20 protein-coding genes are annotated in these 21,679 nt (G+C 67.5%); 12 read left to right on the top strand and 8 right to left on the bottom strand.

What is annotated here, in order from left to right; all coding sequences use genetic code 11:
- Nucleotides 1-184 precede the first annotated feature (184 nt).
- The 5 genes from HNQ73_RS11700 (at nucleotide 185) to HNQ73_RS11680 (ending at nucleotide 5,898) form a co-directional block, all read left to right on the top strand.
- Nucleotides 185-1,507, top strand: a complete 1,323-nt coding sequence (locus HNQ73_RS11700; RefSeq protein WP_183335055.1) for an ABC transporter substrate-binding protein — start codon at nucleotides 185-187, stop codon at nucleotides 1,505-1,507.
- A gap of 128 nt (nucleotides 1,508-1,635) precedes the next feature.
- Nucleotides 1,636-3,315, top strand: coding sequence for an ABC transporter permease (locus HNQ73_RS11695; protein ID WP_183335338.1), 1,680 nt, complete (start codon nucleotides 1,636-1,638; stop codon nucleotides 3,313-3,315).
- 43 nt (nucleotides 3,316-3,358) lie between these two features.
- Complete coding sequence (locus HNQ73_RS11690) at nucleotides 3,359-4,456, top strand: ABC transporter ATP-binding protein (protein WP_183335054.1); 1,098 nt, start codon at nucleotides 3,359-3,361, stop codon at nucleotides 4,454-4,456.
- 132 nt (nucleotides 4,457-4,588) lie between these two features.
- Nucleotides 4,589-5,254 (top strand): phosphoglycolate phosphatase, encoded by a 666-nt coding sequence (gph, locus tag HNQ73_RS11685; RefSeq protein ID WP_183335053.1) that lies wholly within the window; start codon nucleotides 4,589-4,591, stop codon nucleotides 5,252-5,254.
- A 14-nt stretch (nucleotides 5,255-5,268) separates the two neighbouring features.
- Nucleotides 5,269-5,898: a histidine phosphatase family protein gene (locus HNQ73_RS11680; protein ID WP_183335052.1), complete on the top strand. Its 630-nt coding sequence runs from the start codon at nucleotides 5,269-5,271 to the stop codon at nucleotides 5,896-5,898.
- Between the two features lie 16 nt (nucleotides 5,899-5,914).
- Here the strand turns inward: HNQ73_RS11680 and HNQ73_RS11675 are convergent, their stop codons facing one another.
- The 5 genes from HNQ73_RS11675 to argH all read right to left on the bottom strand — a co-directional run bounded on the left by HNQ73_RS11675 (nucleotide 5,915) and on the right by argH (nucleotide 11,453).
- Complete coding sequence (locus tag HNQ73_RS11675) at nucleotides 5,915-7,318, bottom strand: MmgE/PrpD family protein (RefSeq protein ID WP_183335051.1); 1,404 nt, start codon at nucleotides 7,316-7,318, stop codon at nucleotides 5,915-5,917.
- Between the two features lie 59 nt (nucleotides 7,319-7,377).
- Entirely contained in the window at nucleotides 7,378-8,214 is an 837-nt protein-coding gene (locus HNQ73_RS11670; RefSeq protein WP_183335050.1) for an ABC transporter substrate-binding protein, read from the bottom strand.
- Between the two features lie 32 nt (nucleotides 8,215-8,246).
- The gene (locus HNQ73_RS11665) at nucleotides 8,247-9,059 is read right to left on the bottom strand and encodes an amino acid ABC transporter ATP-binding protein (protein WP_276513676.1); all 813 of its coding nucleotides are present in this window, start codon (nucleotides 9,057-9,059) and stop codon (nucleotides 8,247-8,249) included.
- 14 nt (nucleotides 9,060-9,073) lie between these two features.
- Nucleotides 9,074-9,919, bottom strand: coding sequence for an amino acid ABC transporter permease (locus HNQ73_RS11660; protein ID WP_183335049.1), 846 nt, complete (start codon nucleotides 9,917-9,919; stop codon nucleotides 9,074-9,076).
- Between the two features lie 124 nt (nucleotides 9,920-10,043).
- A complete protein-coding gene (argH, locus tag HNQ73_RS11655; protein ID WP_183335048.1) occupies nucleotides 10,044-11,453 on the bottom strand; it encodes an argininosuccinate lyase in 1,410 nt (469 codons plus the stop codon).
- A gap of 101 nt (nucleotides 11,454-11,554) precedes the next feature.
- Here argH and HNQ73_RS11650 point away from each other — a divergent pair, with 101 nt between their 5' ends.
- Nucleotides 11,555-12,505 carry a LysR substrate-binding domain-containing protein gene (locus tag HNQ73_RS11650; protein ID WP_183335047.1) on the top strand — a complete coding sequence of 317 codons (951 nt, stop codon included), beginning with the start codon at nucleotides 11,555-11,557 and terminating at the stop codon, nucleotides 12,503-12,505.
- Here the strand turns inward: HNQ73_RS11650 and HNQ73_RS11645 are convergent.
- Both HNQ73_RS11645 and HNQ73_RS11640 read right to left on the bottom strand, forming a co-directional pair.
- Complete coding sequence (locus tag HNQ73_RS11645) at nucleotides 12,472-13,341, bottom strand: polysaccharide deacetylase family protein (protein WP_183335046.1); 870 nt, start codon at nucleotides 13,339-13,341, stop codon at nucleotides 12,472-12,474. The two genes, HNQ73_RS11650 and HNQ73_RS11645, sit on opposite strands and share 34 nt — an antisense overlap.
- A gap of 90 nt (nucleotides 13,342-13,431) precedes the next feature.
- Entirely contained in the window at nucleotides 13,432-13,944 is a 513-nt protein-coding gene (locus HNQ73_RS11640) for a GNAT family N-acetyltransferase (RefSeq protein WP_183335045.1), read from the bottom strand.
- Nucleotides 13,945-14,141: 197 nt separating this feature from the next.
- Between HNQ73_RS11640 and HNQ73_RS11635 the strand changes: the two genes are divergently transcribed.
- Nucleotides 14,142-14,807, top strand: coding sequence for an aspartate/glutamate racemase family protein (locus HNQ73_RS11635; protein ID WP_183335044.1), 666 nt, complete (start codon nucleotides 14,142-14,144; stop codon nucleotides 14,805-14,807).
- A gap of 10 nt (nucleotides 14,808-14,817) precedes the next feature.
- Here the strand turns inward: HNQ73_RS11635 and HNQ73_RS11630 are convergent, their stop codons facing one another.
- Entirely contained in the window at nucleotides 14,818-15,618 is an 801-nt protein-coding gene (locus tag HNQ73_RS11630; RefSeq protein ID WP_183335043.1) for a DeoR/GlpR family DNA-binding transcription regulator, read from the bottom strand.
- 155 nt (nucleotides 15,619-15,773) lie between these two features.
- Here HNQ73_RS11630 and HNQ73_RS11625 point away from each other — a divergent pair, with 155 nt between their 5' ends.
- The 5 genes from HNQ73_RS11625 to HNQ73_RS11605 all read left to right on the top strand — a co-directional run bounded on the left by HNQ73_RS11625 (nucleotide 15,774) and on the right by HNQ73_RS11605 (nucleotide 21,586).
- Nucleotides 15,774-16,763, top strand: a complete 990-nt coding sequence (locus HNQ73_RS11625) for a PfkB family carbohydrate kinase (protein ID WP_183335042.1) — start codon at nucleotides 15,774-15,776, stop codon at nucleotides 16,761-16,763.
- 162 nt (nucleotides 16,764-16,925) lie between these two features.
- Nucleotides 16,926-18,326, top strand: a complete 1,401-nt coding sequence (locus HNQ73_RS11620) for a class II fructose-bisphosphate aldolase (RefSeq protein WP_183335041.1) — start codon at nucleotides 16,926-16,928, stop codon at nucleotides 18,324-18,326.
- A 90-nt stretch (nucleotides 18,327-18,416) separates the two neighbouring features.
- Nucleotides 18,417-19,697 (top strand): ABC transporter substrate-binding protein, encoded by a 1,281-nt coding sequence (locus HNQ73_RS11615; RefSeq protein ID WP_183335040.1) that lies wholly within the window; start codon nucleotides 18,417-18,419, stop codon nucleotides 19,695-19,697.
- Between the two features lie 112 nt (nucleotides 19,698-19,809).
- Nucleotides 19,810-20,700, top strand: a complete 891-nt coding sequence (locus HNQ73_RS11610; RefSeq protein WP_183335039.1) for a carbohydrate ABC transporter permease — start codon at nucleotides 19,810-19,812, stop codon at nucleotides 20,698-20,700.
- Between the two features lies 1 nt (nucleotide 20,701).
- Nucleotides 20,702-21,586: a carbohydrate ABC transporter permease gene (locus tag HNQ73_RS11605; RefSeq protein WP_183335038.1), complete on the top strand. Its 885-nt coding sequence runs from the start codon at nucleotides 20,702-20,704 to the stop codon at nucleotides 21,584-21,586.
- Nucleotides 21,587-21,679 lie beyond the last annotated feature (93 nt).

The raw sequence follows: 21,679 nt of genomic DNA, 5'->3' as shown, positions 1-21,679 counted from the left end.
CCCTTCTGACCCATCGGCTGGCGCCGCCGTTACATCGATTACTCGAGATCGCCGGCCGGAAGGGTGACCGTTTCAAGCGTAACCTTTGGCAGGCCGGTCCTTGCGCATTCTGGCCCGCTTGTTGCTCAGCGGCAGCGAGCCGCCACTGGCGGCCAGCAGAACAGCCCTTTATGGGAGGAACAAGATGCCACGCCATTACGCCGCCGCCGCGGCGCTCGTCGGTGCTGCCCTGTTCACGGGTGTTGCCTTCGCTCAGACCGGCAAGGTCACGGTCGTGACCTCCTTCTCCAAGGATGTGACGGACCCGATCAAACAGGCCTTCGAGAAGGCTCATCCGGGTCTCACGCTCGACGTGCAGAACCGCAACACCAATGCCGGCGTGAAATATCTCGAGGAGACGAAGGCCAACAACCAGGTGGACCTGTTCTGGGCTTCCGCTCCCGACGCGTTCGAGGTGCTGAAGGGCAAGGGCCTGCTCGAGCCCTACAAGCCGAAGGCCGAGGGCATTCCTGACAAGATCGGCTCCTATCCGATCAACGATCCGGACGGCTTCTACTCCGGGTTCGCTGCCTCGGGCTACGGCATCATGTGGAACGAGCGCTATGCCAAGGCCAATGATCTGCCCGAGCCGAAGGAATGGCAGGACCTCGCCAAGCCGGTCTACTTCGACCATGTCTCCATGGCGGCGCCGTCGCGCTCCGGCACGACGCACCTGACCATCGAGACCATCCTGCAGGGTGAAGGCTGGGACCAGGGCTGGCGCACGATCAAGGAGATATCCGGCAACTTCCGCGAGATCACCGAGCGCTCCTTCGGCGTGCCGGAGGCCGTCAACTCCGGTCAGGTCGGCTTCGGCATCGTCATCGACTTCTTCGCCTTTTCCTCGCAGGCTTCAGGCTTCCCGGTGAAGTTCGTCTATCCGACGGTGACGACCATCGTGCCGGCGAACGTTGCCGTGGTCGCGAATGCGCCGAACAAGGAAGGCGCCCAGGCCTTCGTCGACTTCCTCGTCTCGCCTGCGGGCCAGGAGGTTCTGCTCGAGCCGAGCATCCGCCGTCTGCCGATCAACCCGGCGGTGTACGAGAAGGCGCCGGCGGACTACCCGAACCCCTTCAAGGATCCGTCGCTCGGCGCACGGGTGAAGTTCGACGTGAACGTGTCGGAGAAGCGCTCCAACGTCGTCGACGTGCTCTACGACCAGACCATCACCTTCCAGCTCGACGCCCTGAAGGCGGCCACGAAGGCCATCCACGACGCCGAGGCGGCGCTCGCCAAGAAGGATGACGCCGAGGCCCGCGCCCTCATCAAGGAAGCGAGGGATCTCATCGCCGCCATGCCGGTCACGGAGGAGCAGGCCTCCTCGCCCGAGATCACCGGCGCCTTCACCGGCGGCAAGCAGAAGGGCGCCCGCCAGGCCGAGCTCGAGCAGCAGTGGGCCGCCTTCGCCAAGGAAAACTACGCCAAGGCCCAGGCGAAGGCCGAGGAGGCGCTGAAGCGCCTGCGCTGATCCCCTTCTCGACCGGACGGCCCCGCGGGGCCGTCCGCACCTTTCCATGTTGATTCGAGGGAGCGTCCATGGCTGACGCCACGACCGCCGGGCGAGCGCATGCGCCGTCCAGGCCTTTCCGGCATTTCATGACGTCCGCGACGCCGGGGCAGCTTGCCCTTGCCCTCGGTATTGCCGTCTTTCTCGCCCTTTTCCTCATCATTCCAGTGGCGACGGTGATCTACGTCGCCTTTACCGAAAAGGGCACGAACACCTTCACGCTCGTCAATTTTCTCGATTTCGCGCGGACGGACCTCTTCATCCGTTCCTTCTGGAACTCGGTCTATGTCTCGGCGATGTCGGTGGTCGTGGCGTCTGTCTTCGCCCTGCCGCTCGCCTACATCACGACGCGCTTCGAGTTCCGCGGCGCGATGATCATCCAGACGCTGGGCTTCCTGCCGCTCATCATGCCGCCCTTCGTCGGCGCCGTGGCGATGCTCCTGCTCTTCGGCCGCAACGGCACCGTCAACCTGCTGCTCAACGACTGGTTCGGCTTCCGTATCCCCTTCATGGAGGGGCTGAACGGGGTCATCTTCGTGCAGGCGGTGCACTATTTCCCCTTCATCCTCATCAACCTGTCGGCGGCGCTGCGCAACATCGACCGGGCGATGGAGGAGGCGGCACAGAACCTCGGCTGCTCGGGCTTCCGCCTGTTCCGCCGCATCGTCTTCCCGCTTGCCATGCCGGGCTATGTCGCCGGCGCGTCGCTTGTCTTCGTCAAGGTCTTCGATGACCTGGCGACGCCGCTGCTCCTCAACGTCAAGGACATGCTGGCGCCGCAGGCCTATCTGCGCGTCACCTCCATCGGCATTGCCGATCCCATGGGGTATGTCATCGCGGTCGTGCTCATCGCGATGTCGATCCTGGCGATGTGGGTGTCGTCGCGCGCCATGCGCGGCAAGGATTACGCCACCGTGCAGCGCGGCGGCGGCGGCCTCGCCAAGCGGCGGATGCGGCCGTGGGAGAGCGTGCTGGCCTATGCGGCCGTGCTTCTCATCCTCCTGCTCGTGCTTGCGCCGCACATCGGCCTGCTGCTCCTGTCGTTCGCCACGGTGTGGTCCTTCAGCCCGCTGCCGGACGGCTTCACGCTGGCGCATTACGGGCGCGTGTTCGGCGAGAGCTTCCTCTACGTGAAGAACACGCTGATCTATGCCACGCTCGCCGGCCTCGTCGACGTGGTGCTCGGCACGGCCATCGCCTATCTCGTGCTGCGCACCAGGCTCGTCGGCCGGCAGTGGCTCGACTGGGCGGCGACGGCGGCGCTCGCCATCCCGGGCGTCGTGCTCGGCATCGGCTACCTGCGCACCTTCTACGGCGTGCAGCTGCCGGACGGCACGCCGCTGGCGACGCTGTGGATCGTCATCGTGCTGGCGCTCGCCATCCGGCGGCTGCCCTATGCGCTGCGCGCCTGCTATGCCGCCCTGCAGCAGATCTCCGTTTCCCTCGAGGAGGCGGCAGAAAACCTCGGCGCCACCAAGATGCGCACCGTGCGCCGCATCGTGCTGCCGCTCATGGCCGGCGGCATCCTGGCCGGCTTCGTGACGAGCTTCGCCACGGCGGCGGTGGAACTGTCGGCGACGCTGATGCTCGTGCAGTCGAACGCGGACGCGCCGCTCGCCTACGGGCTCTACGTCTTCATGCAGTCGGCAGCCGGGCGTGGCCCGGGCGCGGCTCTCGGCGTCATCGCCGTGCTGCTTGTCGCCCTGTGCACCTTCGCCTCCCACCTCATCATCGAGAAGAGCCAGAAGGCCAAGGGGGCGGGGCGCTGATGCGCCCCCGCCCCGACCGAGCCGGCCCCAAGGGACAACGTCAATGAACCAGCCCGTTTCCGCTTCCGCGCTCGACACCAAGGCCGTCGACGTGGAAATCCGCAACGTCGATCTGTCCTACGGCACCAACCACGTGCTCAAGGGCATCAACCTTCACATCAAGCCCGGCGAGTTCTTCGCCTTCCTCGGCCCCTCGGGCTGCGGCAAGACCACGCTGCTGCGCCTGATCGCCGGTTTCAACCGCGCCGACAGCGGCGAGGTGCTGGTCGGCGGGCAGGACGTGTCCCATCTGCCGCCGTGGAAGCGCGACGTCGGCATGGTCTTCCAGTCCTATGCCCTGTGGCCGCACATGACCGTGAGGCGCAACGTCGCCTTCGGCCTCGAGGAGCGCAAGGTGCCGAAGGCCGAGATCGAACGGCGCGTGACCTCCGCGCTCGAGCTCGTCGGCCTCGCCCACCTCGCCGACCGGCGGCCCTCGCAGCTCTCGGGCGGCCAGCAGCAGCGCGTCGCGGTGGCGCGGACCATCGCCATCGAGCCCAAGGTGCTGCTGCTTGACGAGCCGCTCTCCAACCTCGATGCCAAGATGCGCGTGCAGGTGCGGCGCGAGCTGCGCGACCTGCAGCAGCGGCTCGGCCTGACGACGATTTTCGTCACGCACGACCAGGAGGAGGCGAACACGATCTGCGACCGCATCGCCGTGATGAACGACGGTGCCGTGCAGCAGGTCGGTTCGCCCATGGAGCTCTATGAGAAGCCGGCCAACCTGTTCGTCGCGAGCTTCCTCGGCACGGCCAACATCGTCCCCGGCCGCGTCATCGAGGAGGGCGGCCAGCGCGTGTTCGAGATTGACGGTGGCCTGCGCCTGCCGATTCCGGCCGATGCAAAGGTGCCGCAGGGCGCGAAGCTCGTCTTCCGCCCGCAGCACGCCTCGCTTGGGGCGACGGGAGCGCGCGACGTTTCCCTGCCGGGCACTGTCCTGCACAGCGAGTTCCTGGGCTCGACGGTCCGCTACGGTGTCAGGCTCGGCTCCACGGAGGTCTCCATCGATGTGCCATTCCAGTCGGGCGAGGCCATCCACAAGCCGGGTGCTGCCGTGGAGGTCGGCCTCTCCCTCGATGCGGCCGTCTGGCTCGCATCCTGAAGCGATGCGGAGCGGTCCGCGCCTTCGCAAGCGGCTCGCGACGGACCAGAAGCGCGGCGGCCAGTCCGCCGCCGCGCAGTCTCCCCGGCCGGAGCCTTCCCGATCCCGATCCTGTCCCATCGAGAACCTTTCATGACGCCCAAGGCCATCCTCTTCGACCTCGACGGCACGCTCGTCGACAGTGTCCGTGACCTGACGGATGTCCTCAACATCTTCCTTGCGGAGGAGGGGCTGCCGCAGGTCAGCCTCGAAAAAGTCAAGTCGATGATTGGTGACGGGGCGGCGAAGCTCGTCGAGCGGGCCCTCGTCGCGACGGGGGGAGATCTCGGGCGCCGCTCCGCCCATGTCGGCCGTTTCCTCGCCATCTACGAGGCCGGCGCCTCCCGCCACACGGTGCCCTACCCCGGCGTGCGCGAGGCGCTGGAGGAGCTCAGCCGGCGCGGGCTGAAGCTCGCGGTCGTCACCAACAAGCCCTACGCGGCGACCATGGACATCCTTGCGGCGCTCGACCTCACCGGTTTCTTCGGCGCGGTCGTTGGCGGCGACAGCCTGCCGGAGCGCAAGCCGCACCCGGCACCGCTCCTTGCTGCCCTCTCGCAGCTCGCGGTTCCGCCCGAGGCGGCGATCATGGTCGGTGACAATTATCACGACGTGGAGGCTGCGCACGCCGCCGGCGTGCGTGCCTTCGCCGTGACCTATGGCTACAGCCACCGGCCGCATCACGAGCTCGGCGCCGAACGTCTCCTCGACAACATGGCCGAGCTGCCCGCCCTCATCGACGTGGCGGTCTCCGCCTGAGCCGGACATCATCCATGCGACTGATCCTTGTGCGTCACGGCGAGACGGTGTGGAACGCCGAGCGCCGCCTGCAGGGCCATGCGGACGCCCCGCTTTCGGAACGCGGCCAGGAGCAGGCGCGGCGGGCCGCCGCCTTCTTCGCGGCCGAGCCGCCGCCCGGCCTCGTCGTTACCTCCGACCTCGGCCGCGCGCGCCGCACGGCCGAGATCCTCGGCTTCACGGGAGCCGAGACGGATCCGCGCCTGCGCGAGATGGATCTCGGCGAATGGACGGGTCGCTACATCAGCGACATCGAGGCCGAGGACCGCTACGCCTATCGCGATTGGCGCCTCGGCAGACTCACGCCGCCCGGTGGCGAGACCTGGGAAGCCTTTCGCGCCCGTGTCGGGGCGGCAATTTCGGATGTCATCGCCCGCGCGCAGGACGATGCCGTGATCGTGACGCACGAGGGCGTGGTGCGCGCTGCCTGCGATCTTCTCGTCGGGCTTGCGCCCGCGAGCCTCGCGCCGCTCTCACCGTGCGCCATCACCGTCTTTGCGGTCAACCGCACGGTGTCGCCGGCCACGGCACGCCTTCTGACCTTCAACTACGTCTCCTCGCCCGCGGACCTGAAGAGCCGCGGCCTTGACCACGCGCCGGTATAACCGGCGCAGCGTGGTCTCACTCGAAGACGGGCGGCTGGCGCGGGGCGCCAAGAGCTTCGCCGAGCCAGCGCATGTCGGGGTCGCCCCACAGGTCGAGCACCCCGGCGACGAGGCGCTCCACCGCGGGGGCCGCCAGCGCCATGCCGCAAAGGCCGTGCACCTTGTCGAAATAGGCGGCCTCGCCCACCGGATTGGCCGGCGAGCCGAGCGGGCTTGTCACGCGTGTCTCGAAGAAGCGCCCGTCACGCGTCGAGATGCGCACGAGGGGCTCGTCGGCGGCGGGCAGGGCCTCGTCGACGATGAGCGCGACGCGCTCCATGGCCGCCCGCAGTGCCGGGTCGGCCCGGTGCGCGGCGCGGTAGGCATCGAGGCCGGCGTGCCCCAGCACGAGGCGCGCCGCCAGCGCGTAGGGCAGGCTCATCTGCGCCTCTGGCAGGGTGTCGACAGTCCGGCCGCCGCACATGTCGAGGAGAAAGCGGCTGAGGCGCACCTCGATGCGCTCCACGTCGTCGCGGCCGAGGCCGTTCTCGTCGAGGAGAAGGCCCAGGGCATCGATGGAGGAATGCGTGCCGCGGCAGGACGCATAGGGCTTCAGTGACACGCGCTCCATGCGCCAACGCTCGCCAAGGCCGATGGTGAGCGCCTCCGGCTGCGCCGAGGCGGATGCGAAGGTGGCGAGGAAGCCGCCCCAGCGGTCCTCGAAAATGGCGGAGGGGCCGGTGACGCCGGCGCGGGCCAGCATCGCGGCGAGCAGCCCGGCTTCGGCGGCGCGGCCGGCATGCACGCGCTTCGTCTGGCTGCCGTCGTGGATGAAGGCCCACAGGCCGCCGCTGAAGCTCGCGGCGTGGCCGAGGGCGTAGCCCATGCGCGTCGTGTCGAGCTGCATCAGCCGTCCGGCGGCGACGGCGGCGCCGAAGGTGCCGCAGGTGGCGGTCGAGTGCCAGCCGGCATTGTTGTGCGGCTCGTAGCCGCCGCAGGCTTCCAGCACGCGCCGGGCGACATCATAGCCGAGCGTCACGGCGAGGATGAATTCGTCGCCGGAGATCGGCCGTTCCGACATCGCGACCGTGGCCATGGCCGCGGGCACGACGACCGCGCCGGAATGGTCGCAACCCCCCGTGTCGTCGAGCTCGAAGGCATGGCAGGCAATGCCGTTGACGAGCGCGGCCGAGCGCGCGGAAAGCCGCCGGTTGGTGCCCCAGGCAGCGGCAGGCCCCGGCTCCTCGCTCGCCTCGACGAGGGCAAGGCACGCCTGGGCCTCGCGCGAGGCGGCGCCGGCGATGCCACAGGCGAGCGTGTCGAGGATGTGCCGGACAGCCTTGTCGCGGATCGCGGCCGGCAGATCGGCGGGCGTGGCGTGGACGACGAAGCGCGCAAGCACAGCGGCGCGCAGGTTGTCTGCACTGGCGGACGTGGTCATGGACACTCGGCAAAGAGGACGCCGGGCGGAAACCCGCCCGGCGCGAGGGGGGATGGGGCTTACTTGTTGGCCCCGCCGTTGATCATCACCTTGTCGAGCTTGGCGTCGAGGAGGTCCCACTTCTTGAGGATCTCGTCATAGGTGCCGTCGGCCATCAGCTCCTTGAGGGCGGCGGCGACGGCGTCACGCAGCTCGGTGTCCTTCTTGGCGAAGCCCATGCCCTGGTAGACGGAGGTGAAGGGCTTGCCGACGACGGCGTAGGTGTTCGGCTCGAGGTTGAGCAGATAGGGAAGGGTCTCGCTGCCCTGCACCGCGGCGTCGAGGCGCTTCTGCCGCAGCTGCGTGCGGGCATCCGCCGAGCCTTCCGTGCCGACGATCTTGAGGCCGGGCTTGCCCTTGTCCTCGCAGTTCTCCTTGCTCCACTTCGCCATCTCGTTGGGGAAGGAGGTGCGGCGGCTGGCGCCGACGGTCTTGCCGCAGAGGTCCTCGGGTTCCTTGAATTCGGAGGCGCGATCGGCCGTCGTGTAGAACTGGGCGCCGGAGTTGAGATAGTCGACGAAGTCGAGCGTCTCGTGGCGGCTCGGCAGGTCGCTCATGCCGCTGAGGATCATGTCGGCGCGGCCGGTGGTGAGCGAGCTCACCATCTGCTCGAAGCCGATTTCCTCCCACTTGATCTCGACGCCGAGCTTCTTGCCGATGGCGTTGCCGAGGTCGATGTCAAGGCCGGTCAGCGTGCCGGTCTTCGGATCCTTGAACTCGAGCGGGGGATAGTTCGGCACGTTGGCGACGACGATCTGCTTCTTCGCCGCGATGCGCTCGGGCAGGGCCTGGGCCATGGCCGCGCCGCCGGCGAGGGCGAGCGCGAGCGCGGACAGGACGAGGGTACGTGTCTTCATAAGAGATCTCCGTTTCTCTAGAAGTGCTTGTCTTACTTGTGGACGGCGGAAATGAAAGCGCGCGTGCGCGCCTGTTGGGGATCGGACAGCACCTGGCGCGCATCGCCGATCTCGACGAGCTGCCCCTGGTCCATGAAGGCGACCCGGTTGCTGACCTCGCGGGCGAAGCCGAGCTCGTGGGTGACCACGATCATCGTCATGCCTGTGCCGGCGAGGTCGCGCATCACGCCCAGCACCTCGCCGACGAGCTCCGGATCGAGCGCCGAGGTGGGCTCGTCGAAGAGGAGCAGCTCCGGCCGCATGGCGAGGGCGCGGGCGATGGCGACGCGCTGCTGCTGACCGCCGGAGAGGTGGGCCGGGTAGGCGTCGCGCTTGTCGGCGAGGCCGACGCGCGCCAGGAGCGCCTCGGCCCGTTCCCGCGCCTCGGCCGGCTTCTCGCCCAGAACCTGCACCGGGCCCTCGATGATGTTCTCGAGGGCGGTGAGGTGGGGGAAGAGGTTGAAGCGCTGGAAGACCATGCCGATGCGGCGCCGCTGGCGCGCGATTTCGGCATCCGTCAGCTCGTAGAGGAAGTTGCCCTCGCGCCGGTAGCCGACGAGCTCGCCCGCCACCCAGATGGCGCCGCCGTCGATGCGCTCGAGCTGGTTGATGCAGCGCAGGAAGGTGCTCTTGCCAGAGCCGGAGGGGCCGATGATGCAGAGCACCTCGCCCTTCGGCACCCGGAGGTCGATGCCCTTGAGCACCTCGTTGCTGCCGAAGCGCTTGCGCACGTCCGCTGCGACCACGATCGGGTCGGCGGGCAGCATGTTCTGGTCGGCAGCGGCGGGGGTGGTGCGAATGGCCATGCGAGACCCTCCCGTCACTTCGTGCTGGCGGCGGGAGCCGCACCCTTGGAGAAGTACTTCTCGATGCGGCCCTGGATGAGGCTGAGTATCGTCACCACGATGAGGTACCAGAAGGCGGCGACGATCAGCAGCTCGATGACGCGCGAGTTGGCGTAGTAGATGTTCTGCGCGCTGTGCAGGATCTCGGCATACTGGATGACGCTGGCGAGCGACGTCAGCTTGACCATGCCGATGAATTCGTTGCCCACCGGCGGGATGATGACGCGCATCGCCTGGGGCATGATGATCCGGCGCAGCATCTTGAGCCGCGTCATGCCGAGCGTCTGGGCAGCCTCGTACTGGCCGCGGTCGACGGAGAGGAGGCCGGCGCGCACCACCTCGGCCGTGAAGGCGCCCTGCTGGATGCCGAGGCCGAGAAGGGCGGCGACGAACGGCGTCATCACGTCCACCGTCGGCACCGAGAAGACGCCCGGGATGCCCATGGTCGGGAAGACGAGGGCAAGGTTGAACCACAACAGCAGCTGCAGCAGCGCCGGTACTGCGCGGAACAGCCAGATGTAGCCGAGTGCCGTGTAGGACAGCACCGGATTTTCTGACAACCGCATGATGGCGAAGATGACGCCCAGGGCAATACCGACAACCATGGCGAGGATCGCCATGACGATGGTATTGACGAGGCCGGTCATGATCGCCGGCACGGTCAGGAACTCGCCGACGTAGTTCCACTCGATCTGTCCGACGGCGAAGGCGTGGGCGATGGCGGCCAGCGCCGCCACGACCAGGGCGGCCGCGACCATCCGGCCATAGTGCCGGCGTGGCACGTGCACGAGATGGCTGATCTGGTAGACGGTGTCTGTCATCGGCTCTTCTCGTTCTCTTGGATCCCGCCGTGGCCGCAAGGGCCTTCGGTCAGGGATCGTTCCTAGCATCGTCATCGGAGCCGTCGGTGCCGATGACGATGCTATCCCCCGGAAGTTTGGTGTCTCAGGCGCTCTCGGCCCAGTGCCGCTGCGCCTCGACGGTTCTTTTCAGCCGTTCGATCTGCTCGCCGACGCGGACCGGCGAGGTACCGCCGTAGCCGGTGCGGGCTGCGACGGCTGCTTCGGGCGTCAGCCGCGGCAGCACGCCGGGGCCGAGCCGGGCATCGACCGCGGCGAGGTCCGCCGGCGTCAGCTCGGACAGGTCGATGGCCTTCTCCTCACAATAGCGCACGAGGGCGCCGGTGATCTCGTGCGCCTCGCTGAAGGGGACGCCGTTCTGCGACAGCCAGTCGGCCACTTCCGTCGCCAGCGTGAAGCCTTCGGTCGCCTGCTCGGCCAGACGTTCGCGGTCGACCTTCATGGTGGCGATCATGCCGGCCATGGCGGGCAGCACGAGCTCGAGCGTGTCGATGGCCTCGAAGCTCGCCCACTTGTCCTCCGCAAGGTCGCGGTTGTAGGCGAAGGGCAGGCCCTTGAGCGCCACGAGGACGCCATTGAGCACAGCGATGAGGCGCGCGGCCCGCCCGCGCGTCAGCTCGGCGATGTCCGGATTCTTCTTCTGCGGCATGATCGAAGAACCCGTCGCATAGCCATCGTCGAGATCGACCCAGCGGAACTGCTTCGACGACCAGAGGAAGACTTCCTCGGCCAGGCGCGAGAGGTTGACGCCGAGCATCGCCGTGACGAACAGGAATTCCGCCACATGGTCGCGGCTGCCGACGGCGTCGATGGAATTCTCGCAGGGCGCGTCGTAGCCGAGCTCCCTGGCCGACAGCTCCGGATGCAGCGCGATGGCGGAGCCGGCCAGCGCGGCGGCGCCGAGGGGCGAGCGGGCGGCGCGCCGGTCGAAGTCGCGGAAGCGGTCGATGTCGCGCGAGAAGCCCTGCGCGTGGGCGAGAAGCTGCTGGGCGAAGGTGACGGGCTGGGCGGGCTGCAGGTGGGTGAAACCGGGGCAGAGCGTGTCGCGGTGCTGTTCCGCCTGCGTGATCAGCGCGTCCTGCAGGGCGAGCACGTGGCTGGCGAGCCGGCGCGCGGCGCTGCGCAGGTGCAGCTTGAGGTCGTTAGCCGCCTGGTCGTTGCGCGAGCGGCCGGCGCGGAGCTTGCCACCGAGGGGGCCGAGCCGGTCTTTTAGCATGCGCTCGAGGAAGGTGTGCACGTCCTCATCGGCCGGCGAGGGGGCGATGCGCCCGGCGCGCCAGTCCTTCCCGATCGCCTTGAGGGCGGCGATGATCTCCTCCGCCTCCGCCTCGGTGAGGATGCCGGCGCGCATCAGCTCGCGGGCATGGGCCACGGACGACATTAGGTCCTCGGGCACCAGGCGGAAGTAGTTCGCCGGGGACCGCGACAGATTCATCAGGGCCTCGGACGGCGGCGAACGGAAGCGCGCACCCCACAGTCTCACGGGTTCGGTCATGCGTAATCCTCCTGTCGCAATCAATGCTGGCATCGGCCCGAAAACTGGACAATTGAATTGATTTCCGAAACATTAGTCCAAAATGGAATAGGAGTAGGGCCATGACGCGCCCGCATCTGCCGACGACGACCGGACTGCGCGTCGTGGTGGCGCTCGCCCAGCACGGCACCGTTTCTGCCGCAGCCCAGGCCCTCAACCTCACGCAGAGCGCCGTGAGCAAGCAGCTCAAGGCCCTGGAAGATCTCGTCGGCCTGGCGCTCTTCACGCGCACGAGCCGCGGGCTGGCGCCGACCGAGGCGGGCGTGATCTACATTGCCCAGGCGCGGGTTGCGCTCGGCGCGCTGGAGACGGCGGCGGCGCGCGTGGCGGGCCTGCGTTCGTCGCGGCCGGCGCTCAGGCTGCACGTGCTGCCAATTCTCGGCGACCGGTGGTTCATGCCGCGCTTCTCGCGCTTCGTGGAGGCCCATCCGGACATCGAGGTGCAGTTCAGCACCTTCGCCGCCAGCGACACGATAGCAGAGGCGGACGTTGTCTTCCGCTTCGGCGACGGGCAGTGGCCGGGTTGGCAGGCGGACTATTTCCTCGGCCGCGAGGTCCTCCTCGTCGGCTCGCCACAGTTCATCGCCCGCGGCGGGGGCATTGCCGCGCCGGAGGATGCCTGGCGCTTCCCGATCCTGGAGCACCGGCAGACGCCGCTGCACTGGAGCGACTTCGCCACGAGCCACGGCATCGGCGAGGTGCGTGCCGAGCGCTTGGTGCGGCTCGGCTATTATTCTCTCGTCATCCGCGCCGCCATCGCCGGGCAGGGGCTGGCGCTTGTTCCGCGCAGCCTCATCCTCGACGAGCTCGCCAGCGGGCAGCTCGTCAACCCGGCGGGGCTCGGTTACATGAGCAGAAACTGCTACTGGCTGACGACGCCGCTCGACCGTCCGCGCAGCGCCGATCTTGCCACCTTCTGCGAGTGGGCGCTGGCGGAGGCGCGCGAGACGGAGAGCGCATCCCGGCCGGCGCCGCCGGCTCAGACGCCGCGCGCCGCCTCGCAGCGCTCGTAGTGGTCGGCGATGTCGCGGCCCGTCGCCCACCAGACATCGTCGAAGCCCGCCACATAGGTGAGGAACTCGTCGAGCAGGCGGTAGCGCATCGGCCGTCCCGACACCTGCGGGTGCAGCATCATGGTGGTGACGCCGCCCCAAGCGTGTGTCTGCTCGAACTCGTCACGCCAGATCGAGAGCACGGCCTCGCGGCTGAAGAGTGCGCGCGGGCTCATGCGGTGCGTGATGCCGAAGTTCCAGTCGTCGAGGCTGTAGTTGACCGGGATCTCGATGGGTCCGGGCCCGTCCGGCAGGAGATGGCGATAGGGCCTGATGTCGTCGCGCCAGGAGCTCGAATAGCGGATGCCCCGGTCGCGCAGCATCTTCAGCAGGGCCACACAGCTCTCGCCCGACGGCGCGCGATAGCCCACGGGTATCAGGCCGAGGACGCGCTTCAGCGCCTCGAAGCCGCGTTCCACCTCCTCGCGCATGGTCTCGTCGTCGCCGGGTTCCGGGCGCAAGTGCCAGTAGCCGTGGTGGGCGATCTCGTGCCCAGCCTTCAGGATAGCCTCGCAGGCGGCGGGATGGGCCTCCACCGTCCAGCCGGTGATGAAGAAGGTCCCCTTCGCATCGTGGCGGGCGAGCAGTTCGAGGAGCTTCGCAATGCCGACACGCGCCTCGTAGCCGCCGTAGGACATGGTGACGAGGCGTTCGGCATTGCGCCGGTCCATGCCGAGCCAGACCGATTCGGCATCGACGTCGAAGCCCAGGAAGAATGCGGAGCGCTTCCCCTCGGGCCAGGGAAAGTCTGGTGCGGGTGGCGCGGGATTGGCCGGGCGGGGCGTGTCGGCTGGCATGGTCTCTCCTCCTGCCGGCCGATGCTGCCAGCCGGCGGCCAAAATGCCAATTGAATGATTTCCTGCCTGCCAGTCGGCGACGGAATAGCCTTAGGGCATCTCGGTGGCGAGCGCGGCGAGCTGCTCGCCGGGCAGTGTGTAATAGATCTTCTCCATCACGCGGGCACCGAGCGCCGCATAGAGCCGCTGGGCGCCCTCGTTGTCCCTGTCGGTGGTGAAGTCGATGCGGCCGATGCCGTTCTCCGTCGCAAAGCGGGCCAGGAAGGCCATGAGGCTGCGGCCGAGCCCCCGGCCGCGCGCCTGCTCCACGACGAAGAGATCCTTGAGATAGACGAGCCCCTTGAGGTCACGGCCCGGCCGAATCACGGCGATGCAGGCGAGCCCGAAAGGCGTGCCGTCCGCCCCGCGGGCGATGACGAAGCGCGTGCCCTCCCGCTCGCGCAGCGTCGCCGCCACCATCGCGCGATAATCGTCCACCGGCGGCAGTGTCTCGCCCGGGCGGTAATGGGCGTCCATGGCCGCGATGAGCTGCGCGACATCGGCAGTGTCCGCGAGCGTAGCGAAGGCGATGGAAATGGCTGATGCCGAATCGGGAACGGACATGCGGGCAAACCGGCGTTGGGACGATCGACGCGACTTTGCCGGGCTCGTGGCGAAAGGCAAGCGGGCAGGAAGCGGCCCCTTCGCGGAAGCGGCGCCGGCGCTTGAACGTGCGGCGCGGGAGATGAATAGTGGCACTCCCGTCCAGCCGCGCGGCCGCGCCATGCACGGCACCGCACTCCTTCTCCTGCGAGGTCCGCATGACAGTGACCCTCGGCATCATCCATACGTCCCCGGCCACGCTCGACCTCTTTCCCGGCCTCATCCGCGCCCAGGTGCCGGACGTGCGCATCGTCAACATCCTCGACGATTCGATCCTGCCGGAGCTTCGCGACAACGGCGGGCGCCTCGAGGCAGTGCTGCCGCGCTGGGCCGGCTATTGCCGCGCGGCGAAGGATCAGGGGGCCCGGCTCCTCTTCAACGCCTGTTCGTCCATCGGCGCGCTCGGCGCCGTCGTCGCACCGCAGATCGGCATCCCCATCGTCCGCGTCGATGCCGCGATGGCGCGGGAGGCGGTGCGCCGCGGCCGGCGGGTCGGCGTCATCGCGACCTTGCCGACGACGCTGCATCCTACAACCGCTCTCGTCGAGGAGACGGCGCAGGCGGAAGGCGGTGCCGTCGAGGTCGAAGCCGTGCTGGTGGATGGCGCCTACGACGCCCTGATGGCGGGTGACCGCGAGGAACACGACCAGCGCGTGGCCGACGCCCTTGGGGCGCTCGTCGCGCGCAGTGACGTCGTGGTGCTGGCGCAGGCTTCGATGGCGCGGGTGGTGCCGGCCCTGGCGGAAGGCGAGCGCAGCAAGGTACTGGCGAGCCCGCCCTTCGCCGTGGCGGATGTCATCGCAGCGCTGAGGCGCATCGGCTGACCGGCCGCGCCTACGCCCGCTTCCTTTCGAGCTCCGGCTCCATCTGGGCGATCAACAGCTCGCAGCGCGCCTCCTCGATCATCGCCTTGATGACGCCCACGGGCTGCCTGTCGGTGACGAGTACGTTAAAGTCACGCAGGTGGGCGAGGCGCGCCATGGCGACCCGCCCGAATTTCGTATGGTCGGCGAGCAGCACCCGGCGGCGGGCGTTGCGCAGCATGCTGCGACCGACGACGACCTCCTCGTCCCGGTATTCCAGCAGATTCCCTTCCGAATCGATGCCGCCGATGCTCGTCACCAGCAGGTCGCACCGATACTGCTCGACGAACTCGGCTGCGTACATGCCGCAGACGGCGCCGTTGAACTTTGACCACCGCCCGCCCGTGACCTGGATGGACACGTCCGGACAGTCGGCGAGGATCGTCGCCGCCGAGATGCTGTTGGTGACGATGCGCAGCCCGGCCGGCTGGCAGCGGGCCAGTGCGCGCGCGAAGGCGTCGACGGTAGTGCCCGGCGTCAGGAACAGCGAGTTGCCCGGCTTGACGAGGCGGGCCGCAGCCTCGGCGATAGCCGCCTTCTCGGCTGCTGTTTCCTCGTAGCGCAGGTTGTAGGCGGCGTTGGCGGTGCTGCGGTTGATGCTCGCGCCGCCGTGGTGGCGGCGCAGGAGCCCCCGCTCGGCGAGGTCGCGGATATCGCGGCGGATGGTCTGGGGCGATACCGCGAACATCTCCGCCATTTCCTCGATCGTCAGGTAGCCCTGAACCTCGAGCGTCTCGAGAATTCGGTCGTGTCGGGTGATCAGTGCAGCCATGTTCTTGCCATAGCGCGCCCTAAGGGCGCCCGCAATGCTCGAAAAAGAAAATGGACTTGCGAAAACGAAAACGGAATGCTCATCATGAGTGGCATCCGGCTGCAGGATCATAACGCCTCCGCGCCGGAGGGAGCAAACAAGAACATGCGGGCCGCGTGAGCGGAACCGAAAAAGCCGCCGGCCGCGGCGGCAGTCGTGGGGAGCTGAAACGCGCCATGGGGCGGATCGTCTGTGTCGGCAATCTCGTTCATGACGAAGTTTTTCGGGTCGGCGAGCTGCCGGCGTCCGGCATCAAGACCGGCGTGATCGACTACGAAACGCGCTTCGGCGGTCCTGCCGCGACGGCGGCCGTGGCCATCGCCCGGCTCGGCGGCCACGCCGCCTACTGGGGTCGTGTCGGCCAGGACGATGCGGGACGCGATGCCTTGCGGCAGATGCGAGAGTGCGGCGTCGACTGCAGCGGCGTCGCGCAGCTGCCGGCTGGCCGCACGCTGCGCGCCATCGTCCTTGTCGATGCGCGCGGGGAGCGCAGTATCGTCTCCGACCGGCGCAGCCTCGCGACGGATCCCTCGGTTCTGCCGGACGACCCGCTGGACGACACGGCGGCCGTCCTCGTCGACAGCCGCTGGCCGGCAGCGGCGGAGGTGGTGCTGGACAGGGCAGGGCGGCGGCACATTCCCACCGTCTTCGACGCCGACGGCGGCCTCGCGGCCGACGGCGAGCGGCTGCTCGCCAAGGCCGGGCACGTCGTCTTCTCCAGCGAGGGCCTCAGGGACTACGCGGGTGACGGGCCGGCGGAGCATCTGCTGCGCCGCTGCGCCCGCGCCGCTCCGGACCATATTTTCGCCGTCACGCTGGGAGCCGAGGGCAGCTTGTGGCTGGTCGACGGCGACCTCGTGCACGTGCCTGCCTTCCGCATCCCCATGGCTGACACCACGGGCTGCGGTGACGTCTTCCACGGGGCGTATGCCCTGGCCTTGAGCGAGGGCATGGCGCCAATCGCGGCGGCCCGCTTTGCCGCGGCTGCGGCGGCGATCAAGGGCGCCCGCGGACGTGGCTGGGACGGCATGCCAGACCGGGCCGCGGTCCTCGGGCTGCTGGCCGAAGGCGAGCAGACGCCGGCCGCCGAGGTCGTTCGGGCATGAGTCATAAAGCGAAAACGTATGTTGCGAATCTGAAAAAATGGTGCCTAACTGATGGTCGAAAACAATCACGACGCATGACAGAGGCTGTCAGAGCCGGGCTCTCCCGAAAGGCTCCTTCTGCTTCGTGACGCCGTTCGATCATCATCCGGGAAGGTATCGACCATGGGCTGTTCCACCGTTGCCGCGCTCATCGAGGATCTCCGCAGCATCGACGTCGATCTCGCCAGGGGCGGGGATTTCTCGGCGAGCCGCCGGCCGCCGCCGGACATGATCGACCGCTGGGCTGAAACCGCGGCGCTCGGTGAGCCGGATGCCCGGGCGCTCGCCATCTGGGCGATCCGCGAGGCGGCGCTTGCTGCCGGCATTGTGCCGGCGTCGGTGCAGGAACTCTATCTCGCTCGCGCTGCCGGACGCTGGGAGGGGCGCACCGTCCCGGCCATGAACCTGCGCGGCTGGAGCTACCAGACCTGCCGGGCGGTGTTCCGCGCGGCGCGGGCGATGGATGCGGCACTGTTCATTTTCGAACAGGCGGTGGCCGAGTCGATTTATGCTGCGCAGCCGCCGGTGGAATACACTGCCGCCGTGCTCGCCGCCGCCCTGCGCGAGGGGCACGAGGGGCCGGTCTTTCTGCAGGCCGACCACGACCAGGTCAACGCCGCCGCCTATGCCAGGGACAGTGCTGCCGAGATCGCGCGGCTCGAGGCCGTGATGCGCGAGCAGGTGGCGGCCGGCTTCTACAGCATCGACATCGATGCCTCGACGGTGGTCGACCTCTCGCTGCCCACTGTGCGCGACCAGCAGCGCCTCAATGCGGAGCTGACGGCGTATTTCACGCGCTTCGTGCGCTCCATCGAGCCCGAGGGCGTGACCATCTCGCTCGGCGCCGAAATCGGCGAGGTGGGCCACGAGAACACCACGCCCGAGGAGCTGCGGGAGTTCATGGCCGTTTACCGGGAGGCCCTCGCCGCCGGCGGCGGCACCATAGCGCCCGTCAGCAAGATCAGCATCAACACGGGCACGCACCACGGCGGCAAGATGTTGCCGGACGGTACGCTCGCCCCGGTGAATGTGGATTACGAGCTTGTGCGCACGATTTCGGACCTGTGCCGGTCGGAGTACGGCATGGGCGGCGCGGTGCAGCACGGGGCCTCGACGCTGTCGGGCGAGCAGCTCGCCCGCTTCCCCGGCACCGGCGCCATCGAGATTCACCTGGCGCTCGGCTTCAACAACCTCATCTTCGACCACCCGCGCCTGCCGCAGGCGGTGAAGGACGAGATCAGGGACTACACCTTCGCCAACCACGCCTCCGAGCGGCGGCCGGACGAGAACGACGTGCAGTTCCTCTACAACACCCGCAAGAAGGCGTGGAAAGTCATGAAGAAGCGCTTCTGGGAGCTGCCGCAGGACATTCAGGCGGACATCATGGCCTCGCTCGAGGAGATGTTCCGCAACATGTTCACCTGGATGAACGTCGGCGGCACCCGCCAGCTGGTGCGCGAATATGCCCGCCCGGTGAAGGTGCATGCCGCAAAGCCCGAGGTGATCGCGAAAATCGCCCGCTGACTGAACCGGCGGGTCGATGAGAAGGGGGTCCGGCAAGGGCCGAGAGCCCCCCGGTGAGACAGAGGAAACGCCCATCTGAGGAGGACGATCATGAACAAGAGACGCGGATCGGTGTGGTTGACCGCGGCCGCGACCGCCCTTGCGGCGTCGCTCGCCATGTCGACATCGTCTGTAGCCCAGCAGCGCGAGGTGCGCTGGAGCCAGTGGAAGGGCACGGAGGTCGGCGAGAAGTTCATGGCCGAACTCAAGGCAGCCTTCGAGAAGGACCATCCCGACATCACGCTCGTTCCCGTCGATGCGCCCTTCACGGGCTTCCACGATCGGGCCATCGTGCAGCACCAGGCCGGCAACCTCGCCGACGTGCTGTTGGTGCAGGTGGACTGGGTGGCCGAGTTCGCCGATCTCGGCATGCTCGAGCCGCTCGACGACCTCATCGCCAAAGAGCCACCGGAGTTCTTCAATAACATTGCGTCCGCCTTCCACCAGAAGTGGCGCGGCAAGCAGTATTACCTGCCCATCGAGAGCGGCGCCGTTGCGCTGTTCTACAACACCGACCTGTTCAAGGCCGCAGGCCTCTCGGAGCCGCCGAAGACGTGGGACGAGTTCGCCGAGATGGCGCGCAAGCTCACGAACCCGGAGAAGCGCCAGTTCGCGATCACGGCGACGCTCCAGTCGGAGCCGCCGACAAACATGACCTACGACATCTATCCGCTGATCCTGCAGGCGGGCGGCAAGCTCATCGATTCCGAGACCAACAAGGCCGCCTTCAACAGCCCTGAGGGTGTCGCCGCCATCGAGTGGTACGCGGGGCTGATCAACAACGACAAGGTCAGCGTCCCTGGCGTCCTTAGCAACGGCGAGAAGGAGAAGCGCGCCAACTTCGCCTCCGGTAACGTCGCCATGATGTTCGAGGGGCCGTGGGGCATCGCCATCCAGCGTCAGCTCAACCCCAACCTCAACTACAAGATCGCGCCGCTGCCCGAGGGCAAGACCACCGGCACAATGGTGCGCGGCTCGCTCAACACTGTGACCACCCAGGCCAAGGACAAGGATGCCGCCTGGACCTTCGTCAAGTGGATGTCCGGCCCCAAGGGCATGGCCCTCTGGTCCAAGGGCACCGGCGCCCTGCCGGCCCGCACGGACGTCATGAACGAGGACTGGTTCAAGGAGAAGACGGAGTTCGCCGCCTTCGTCACGCAGATCAATCGGGCGAATGCCCAGTCGCCGTTCCTTGTCATGCCGAACGCGGTGCAGATGAACAAGATCATGACCACCGAGGTGCAGAACGTCGTGCAGGGCAAGAAGACTGCGAAGCAGGCCCTCGACGATGCCGCGGCCGAGTGGAACAAGATCTTCGACGCGGTCAAATAAATCGACGGCTCCTCTCGGGGCCCGCGGCGGCGGGTCCCTGCCGACCTCTTAATATGTCCAGGGGCCGCGCCGCCGTGACGGCGGCCGGTTCCCGACAACGGCCGGGTGAGCCATGTCCACCTTCCGAAACCGTTTTCGCGACGAGATCCTGGCCTATTCCTTCCTGTGGCCATCGCTGCTGATCCTCGTCGCCCTGCTCATCTATCCGCTCGGCGACGTCATCCGCCTCAGTTTCTACGACAGTAACCTTAAGCGGGAGACGTGGGTCGGGCTTGGCAACTATGTCGCGCTGCTCAACGACCCGTTGTTCTGGAAGGCCTTCGGCCAGACGGTTGTGTTCACTGCGGCGAGCGTCGTGCTGCATCTCGTCATCGGCCTCGGGCTCGCCCTGCTGCTTAACATGCAGCTCAACCAGACCTTCCGCTCGCTGGCGCGGGGCCTGTTGATCGTGCCCTGGCTGCTGGCGCCCACCGTGGCAGGCATGATCTGGGTGCTGATGCTCGCACCCTTCGGCGTCCTCAACGGCGTGCTGGCCCGCCTCGGGCTCATCGACATCAACTTCGCCCCGTCCTGGCTCGGCGATCCCTCGACGGCGCTCGGCTCGGTCACGGCCATGAATGTTTGGCGCGCCTTCCCATTCTTCATGGTCATGCTGCTCGCCGGGCTGCAGGCCATCCCGAAGCATCTCTACGAGGCGGCGGACATCGATGGGGCCTCGGGGCTGCAGAAGTTCTGGCACATCACGCTGCCGCAACTGCGCGGCGTCATCACCACCATCGTGCTGCTCGATTCCATCTGGACCTTCCGCGCCTTCGACCCGGTCTTCGTCATGACTGGCGGCGGGCCCGCCCACGCCTCCGAGGTGCTGGCGACGGTGATCTACTTCGACGGGTTCCAGAAGCTGCGCTTCGGCTACGCCTCGGCGGAAGCGATGGTGATGTTCATCGTTCTCTTCGTCGTCAGCGCCGTCTATGTGCGCCGTACCCTGAGCAAGGAGCAGTGACATGCCGAGGCCCGCGACCGAACCGGCCGTCGTCTCTCCCTACTACCTCGGCCTGCGCAACCGCGAGCGGCTGGCGCGCTTTGCGGCCTATGTGCTGCTCGTCCTCGCCATCGTCATCGTGTTCTTCCCTCTCGCCTGGATGGCCACCGTTTCGGTGCGCCCAAACCTCGAAGTGACGCGGATGCCTCCGGACTGGATTCCGGAGATCTTCACGTGGGAGCCCTACGCCAAGATCTTCACGACCCCGCGCTATCTCGTCGTCTTCGCCAACACGATGGTCATCTCGCTCGTGGTCACAGCGCTGTCGCTGGTGCTCGGGGCGATGGCGGCCTATGCACTGGCGCGCTTCCGCTTCGCCGGCCAGCGCGCGGTGCTGATGTTCCTGATCACGACGCAGATGTTCCCGCTCGTGCTCCTGTGCATCCCCTATTTCCGCATCTTCATCACCTTGGGGCTCTACGATACGCGCACGGCGCTGGTGATCGTCTATCTCACCTTCACGCTGCCCTTCTGCATCCTCATGCTGCGCAGCTACTTCCTCAACATCCCGCGCGACATCGAGGAAGCGGCGATGGTGGACGGCTGCTCGCGCCTGGGCGCAATCTTCCGCACGCTGGTGCCGATGTCCTATCCCGCCTTCGTCGGCGCGGGCCTCTACACGTTCCTGCTCGCCTGGAACGAATTCCTCTTCGCCGTGGTGCTGATCGAGTCCTGGGAGAACCGCGTGCTGACCATGGCCATCTACAGCCTGATGGCCGAATTCGTCACCGAGTGGAACATGATGATGGCCTTCTCGGTCCTCGCCAGCCTTCCGCTCGTCGTCGCCTTCATCTTCCTGCAGAAGTACATGGTCCAGGGCATGACGGCCGGCGCACTGACGTCCTGAAGTGATCGACGCGCCGGAAAACATTCATGCGCCCCGGAAAATGTCCGGGGCGCATTACTATTGGCAGGTAAATGAATTCTGTTGGCCACGCTT

Origin of the sequence: Chelatococcus composti, assembly GCF_014201415.1 — a bacterium.
Classification (GTDB): Bacteria; Pseudomonadota; Alphaproteobacteria; order Rhizobiales; family Beijerinckiaceae; genus Chelatococcus_A; species Chelatococcus_A composti.
Note: the sequence above shows the minus strand (reverse complement) of the source record. Positions and strands in the feature narration are given on the sequence as shown.

What these genes read in the sequence shown, in the direction of transcription:
- HNQ73_RS11700 (WP_183335055.1), top strand. Translation starts at nt 185, where the DNA reads ATGCCACGCCATTACGCCGCCGCCGCGGCGCTCGTCGGTGCTGCCCTG.
- HNQ73_RS11695 (WP_183335338.1), top strand. Translation starts at nt 1,636, where the DNA reads ATGACGTCCGCGACGCCGGGGCAGCTTGCCCTTGCCCTCGGTATTGCC.
- HNQ73_RS11690 (WP_183335054.1), top strand. Translation starts at nt 3,359, where the DNA reads ATGAACCAGCCCGTTTCCGCTTCCGCGCTCGACACCAAGGCCGTCGAC.
- gph (WP_183335053.1), top strand. Translation starts at nt 4,589, where the DNA reads ATGACGCCCAAGGCCATCCTCTTCGACCTCGACGGCACGCTCGTCGAC.
- HNQ73_RS11680 (WP_183335052.1), top strand. Translation starts at nt 5,269, where the DNA reads ATGCGACTGATCCTTGTGCGTCACGGCGAGACGGTGTGGAACGCCGAG.
- HNQ73_RS11675 (WP_183335051.1), bottom strand. Translation starts at nt 7,318, where the DNA reads ATGACCACGTCCGCCAGTGCAGACAACCTGCGCGCCGCTGTGCTTGCG.
- HNQ73_RS11670 (WP_183335050.1), bottom strand. Translation starts at nt 8,214, where the DNA reads ATGAAGACACGTACCCTCGTCCTGTCCGCGCTCGCGCTCGCCCTCGCC.
- HNQ73_RS11665 (WP_276513676.1), bottom strand. Translation starts at nt 9,059, where the DNA reads ATGGCCATTCGCACCACCCCCGCCGCTGCCGACCAGAACATGCTGCCC.
- HNQ73_RS11660 (WP_183335049.1), bottom strand. Translation starts at nt 9,919, where the DNA reads ATGACAGACACCGTCTACCAGATCAGCCATCTCGTGCACGTGCCACGC.
- argH (WP_183335048.1), bottom strand. Translation starts at nt 11,453, where the DNA reads ATGACCGAACCCGTGAGACTGTGGGGTGCGCGCTTCCGTTCGCCGCCG.
- HNQ73_RS11650 (WP_183335047.1), top strand. Translation starts at nt 11,555, where the DNA reads ATGACGCGCCCGCATCTGCCGACGACGACCGGACTGCGCGTCGTGGTG.
- HNQ73_RS11645 (WP_183335046.1), bottom strand. Translation starts at nt 13,341, where the DNA reads ATGCCAGCCGACACGCCCCGCCCGGCCAATCCCGCGCCACCCGCACCA.
- HNQ73_RS11640 (WP_183335045.1), bottom strand. Translation starts at nt 13,944, where the DNA reads ATGTCCGTTCCCGATTCGGCATCAGCCATTTCCATCGCCTTCGCTACG.
- HNQ73_RS11635 (WP_183335044.1), top strand. Translation starts at nt 14,142, where the DNA reads ATGACAGTGACCCTCGGCATCATCCATACGTCCCCGGCCACGCTCGAC.
- HNQ73_RS11630 (WP_183335043.1), bottom strand. Translation starts at nt 15,618, where the DNA reads ATGGCTGCACTGATCACCCGACACGACCGAATTCTCGAGACGCTCGAG.
- HNQ73_RS11620 (WP_183335041.1), top strand. Translation starts at nt 16,926, where the DNA reads ATGGGCTGTTCCACCGTTGCCGCGCTCATCGAGGATCTCCGCAGCATC.
- HNQ73_RS11615 (WP_183335040.1), top strand. Translation starts at nt 18,417, where the DNA reads ATGAACAAGAGACGCGGATCGGTGTGGTTGACCGCGGCCGCGACCGCC.
- HNQ73_RS11610 (WP_183335039.1), top strand. Translation starts at nt 19,810, where the DNA reads ATGTCCACCTTCCGAAACCGTTTTCGCGACGAGATCCTGGCCTATTCC.
- HNQ73_RS11605 (WP_183335038.1), top strand. Translation starts at nt 20,702, where the DNA reads ATGCCGAGGCCCGCGACCGAACCGGCCGTCGTCTCTCCCTACTACCTC.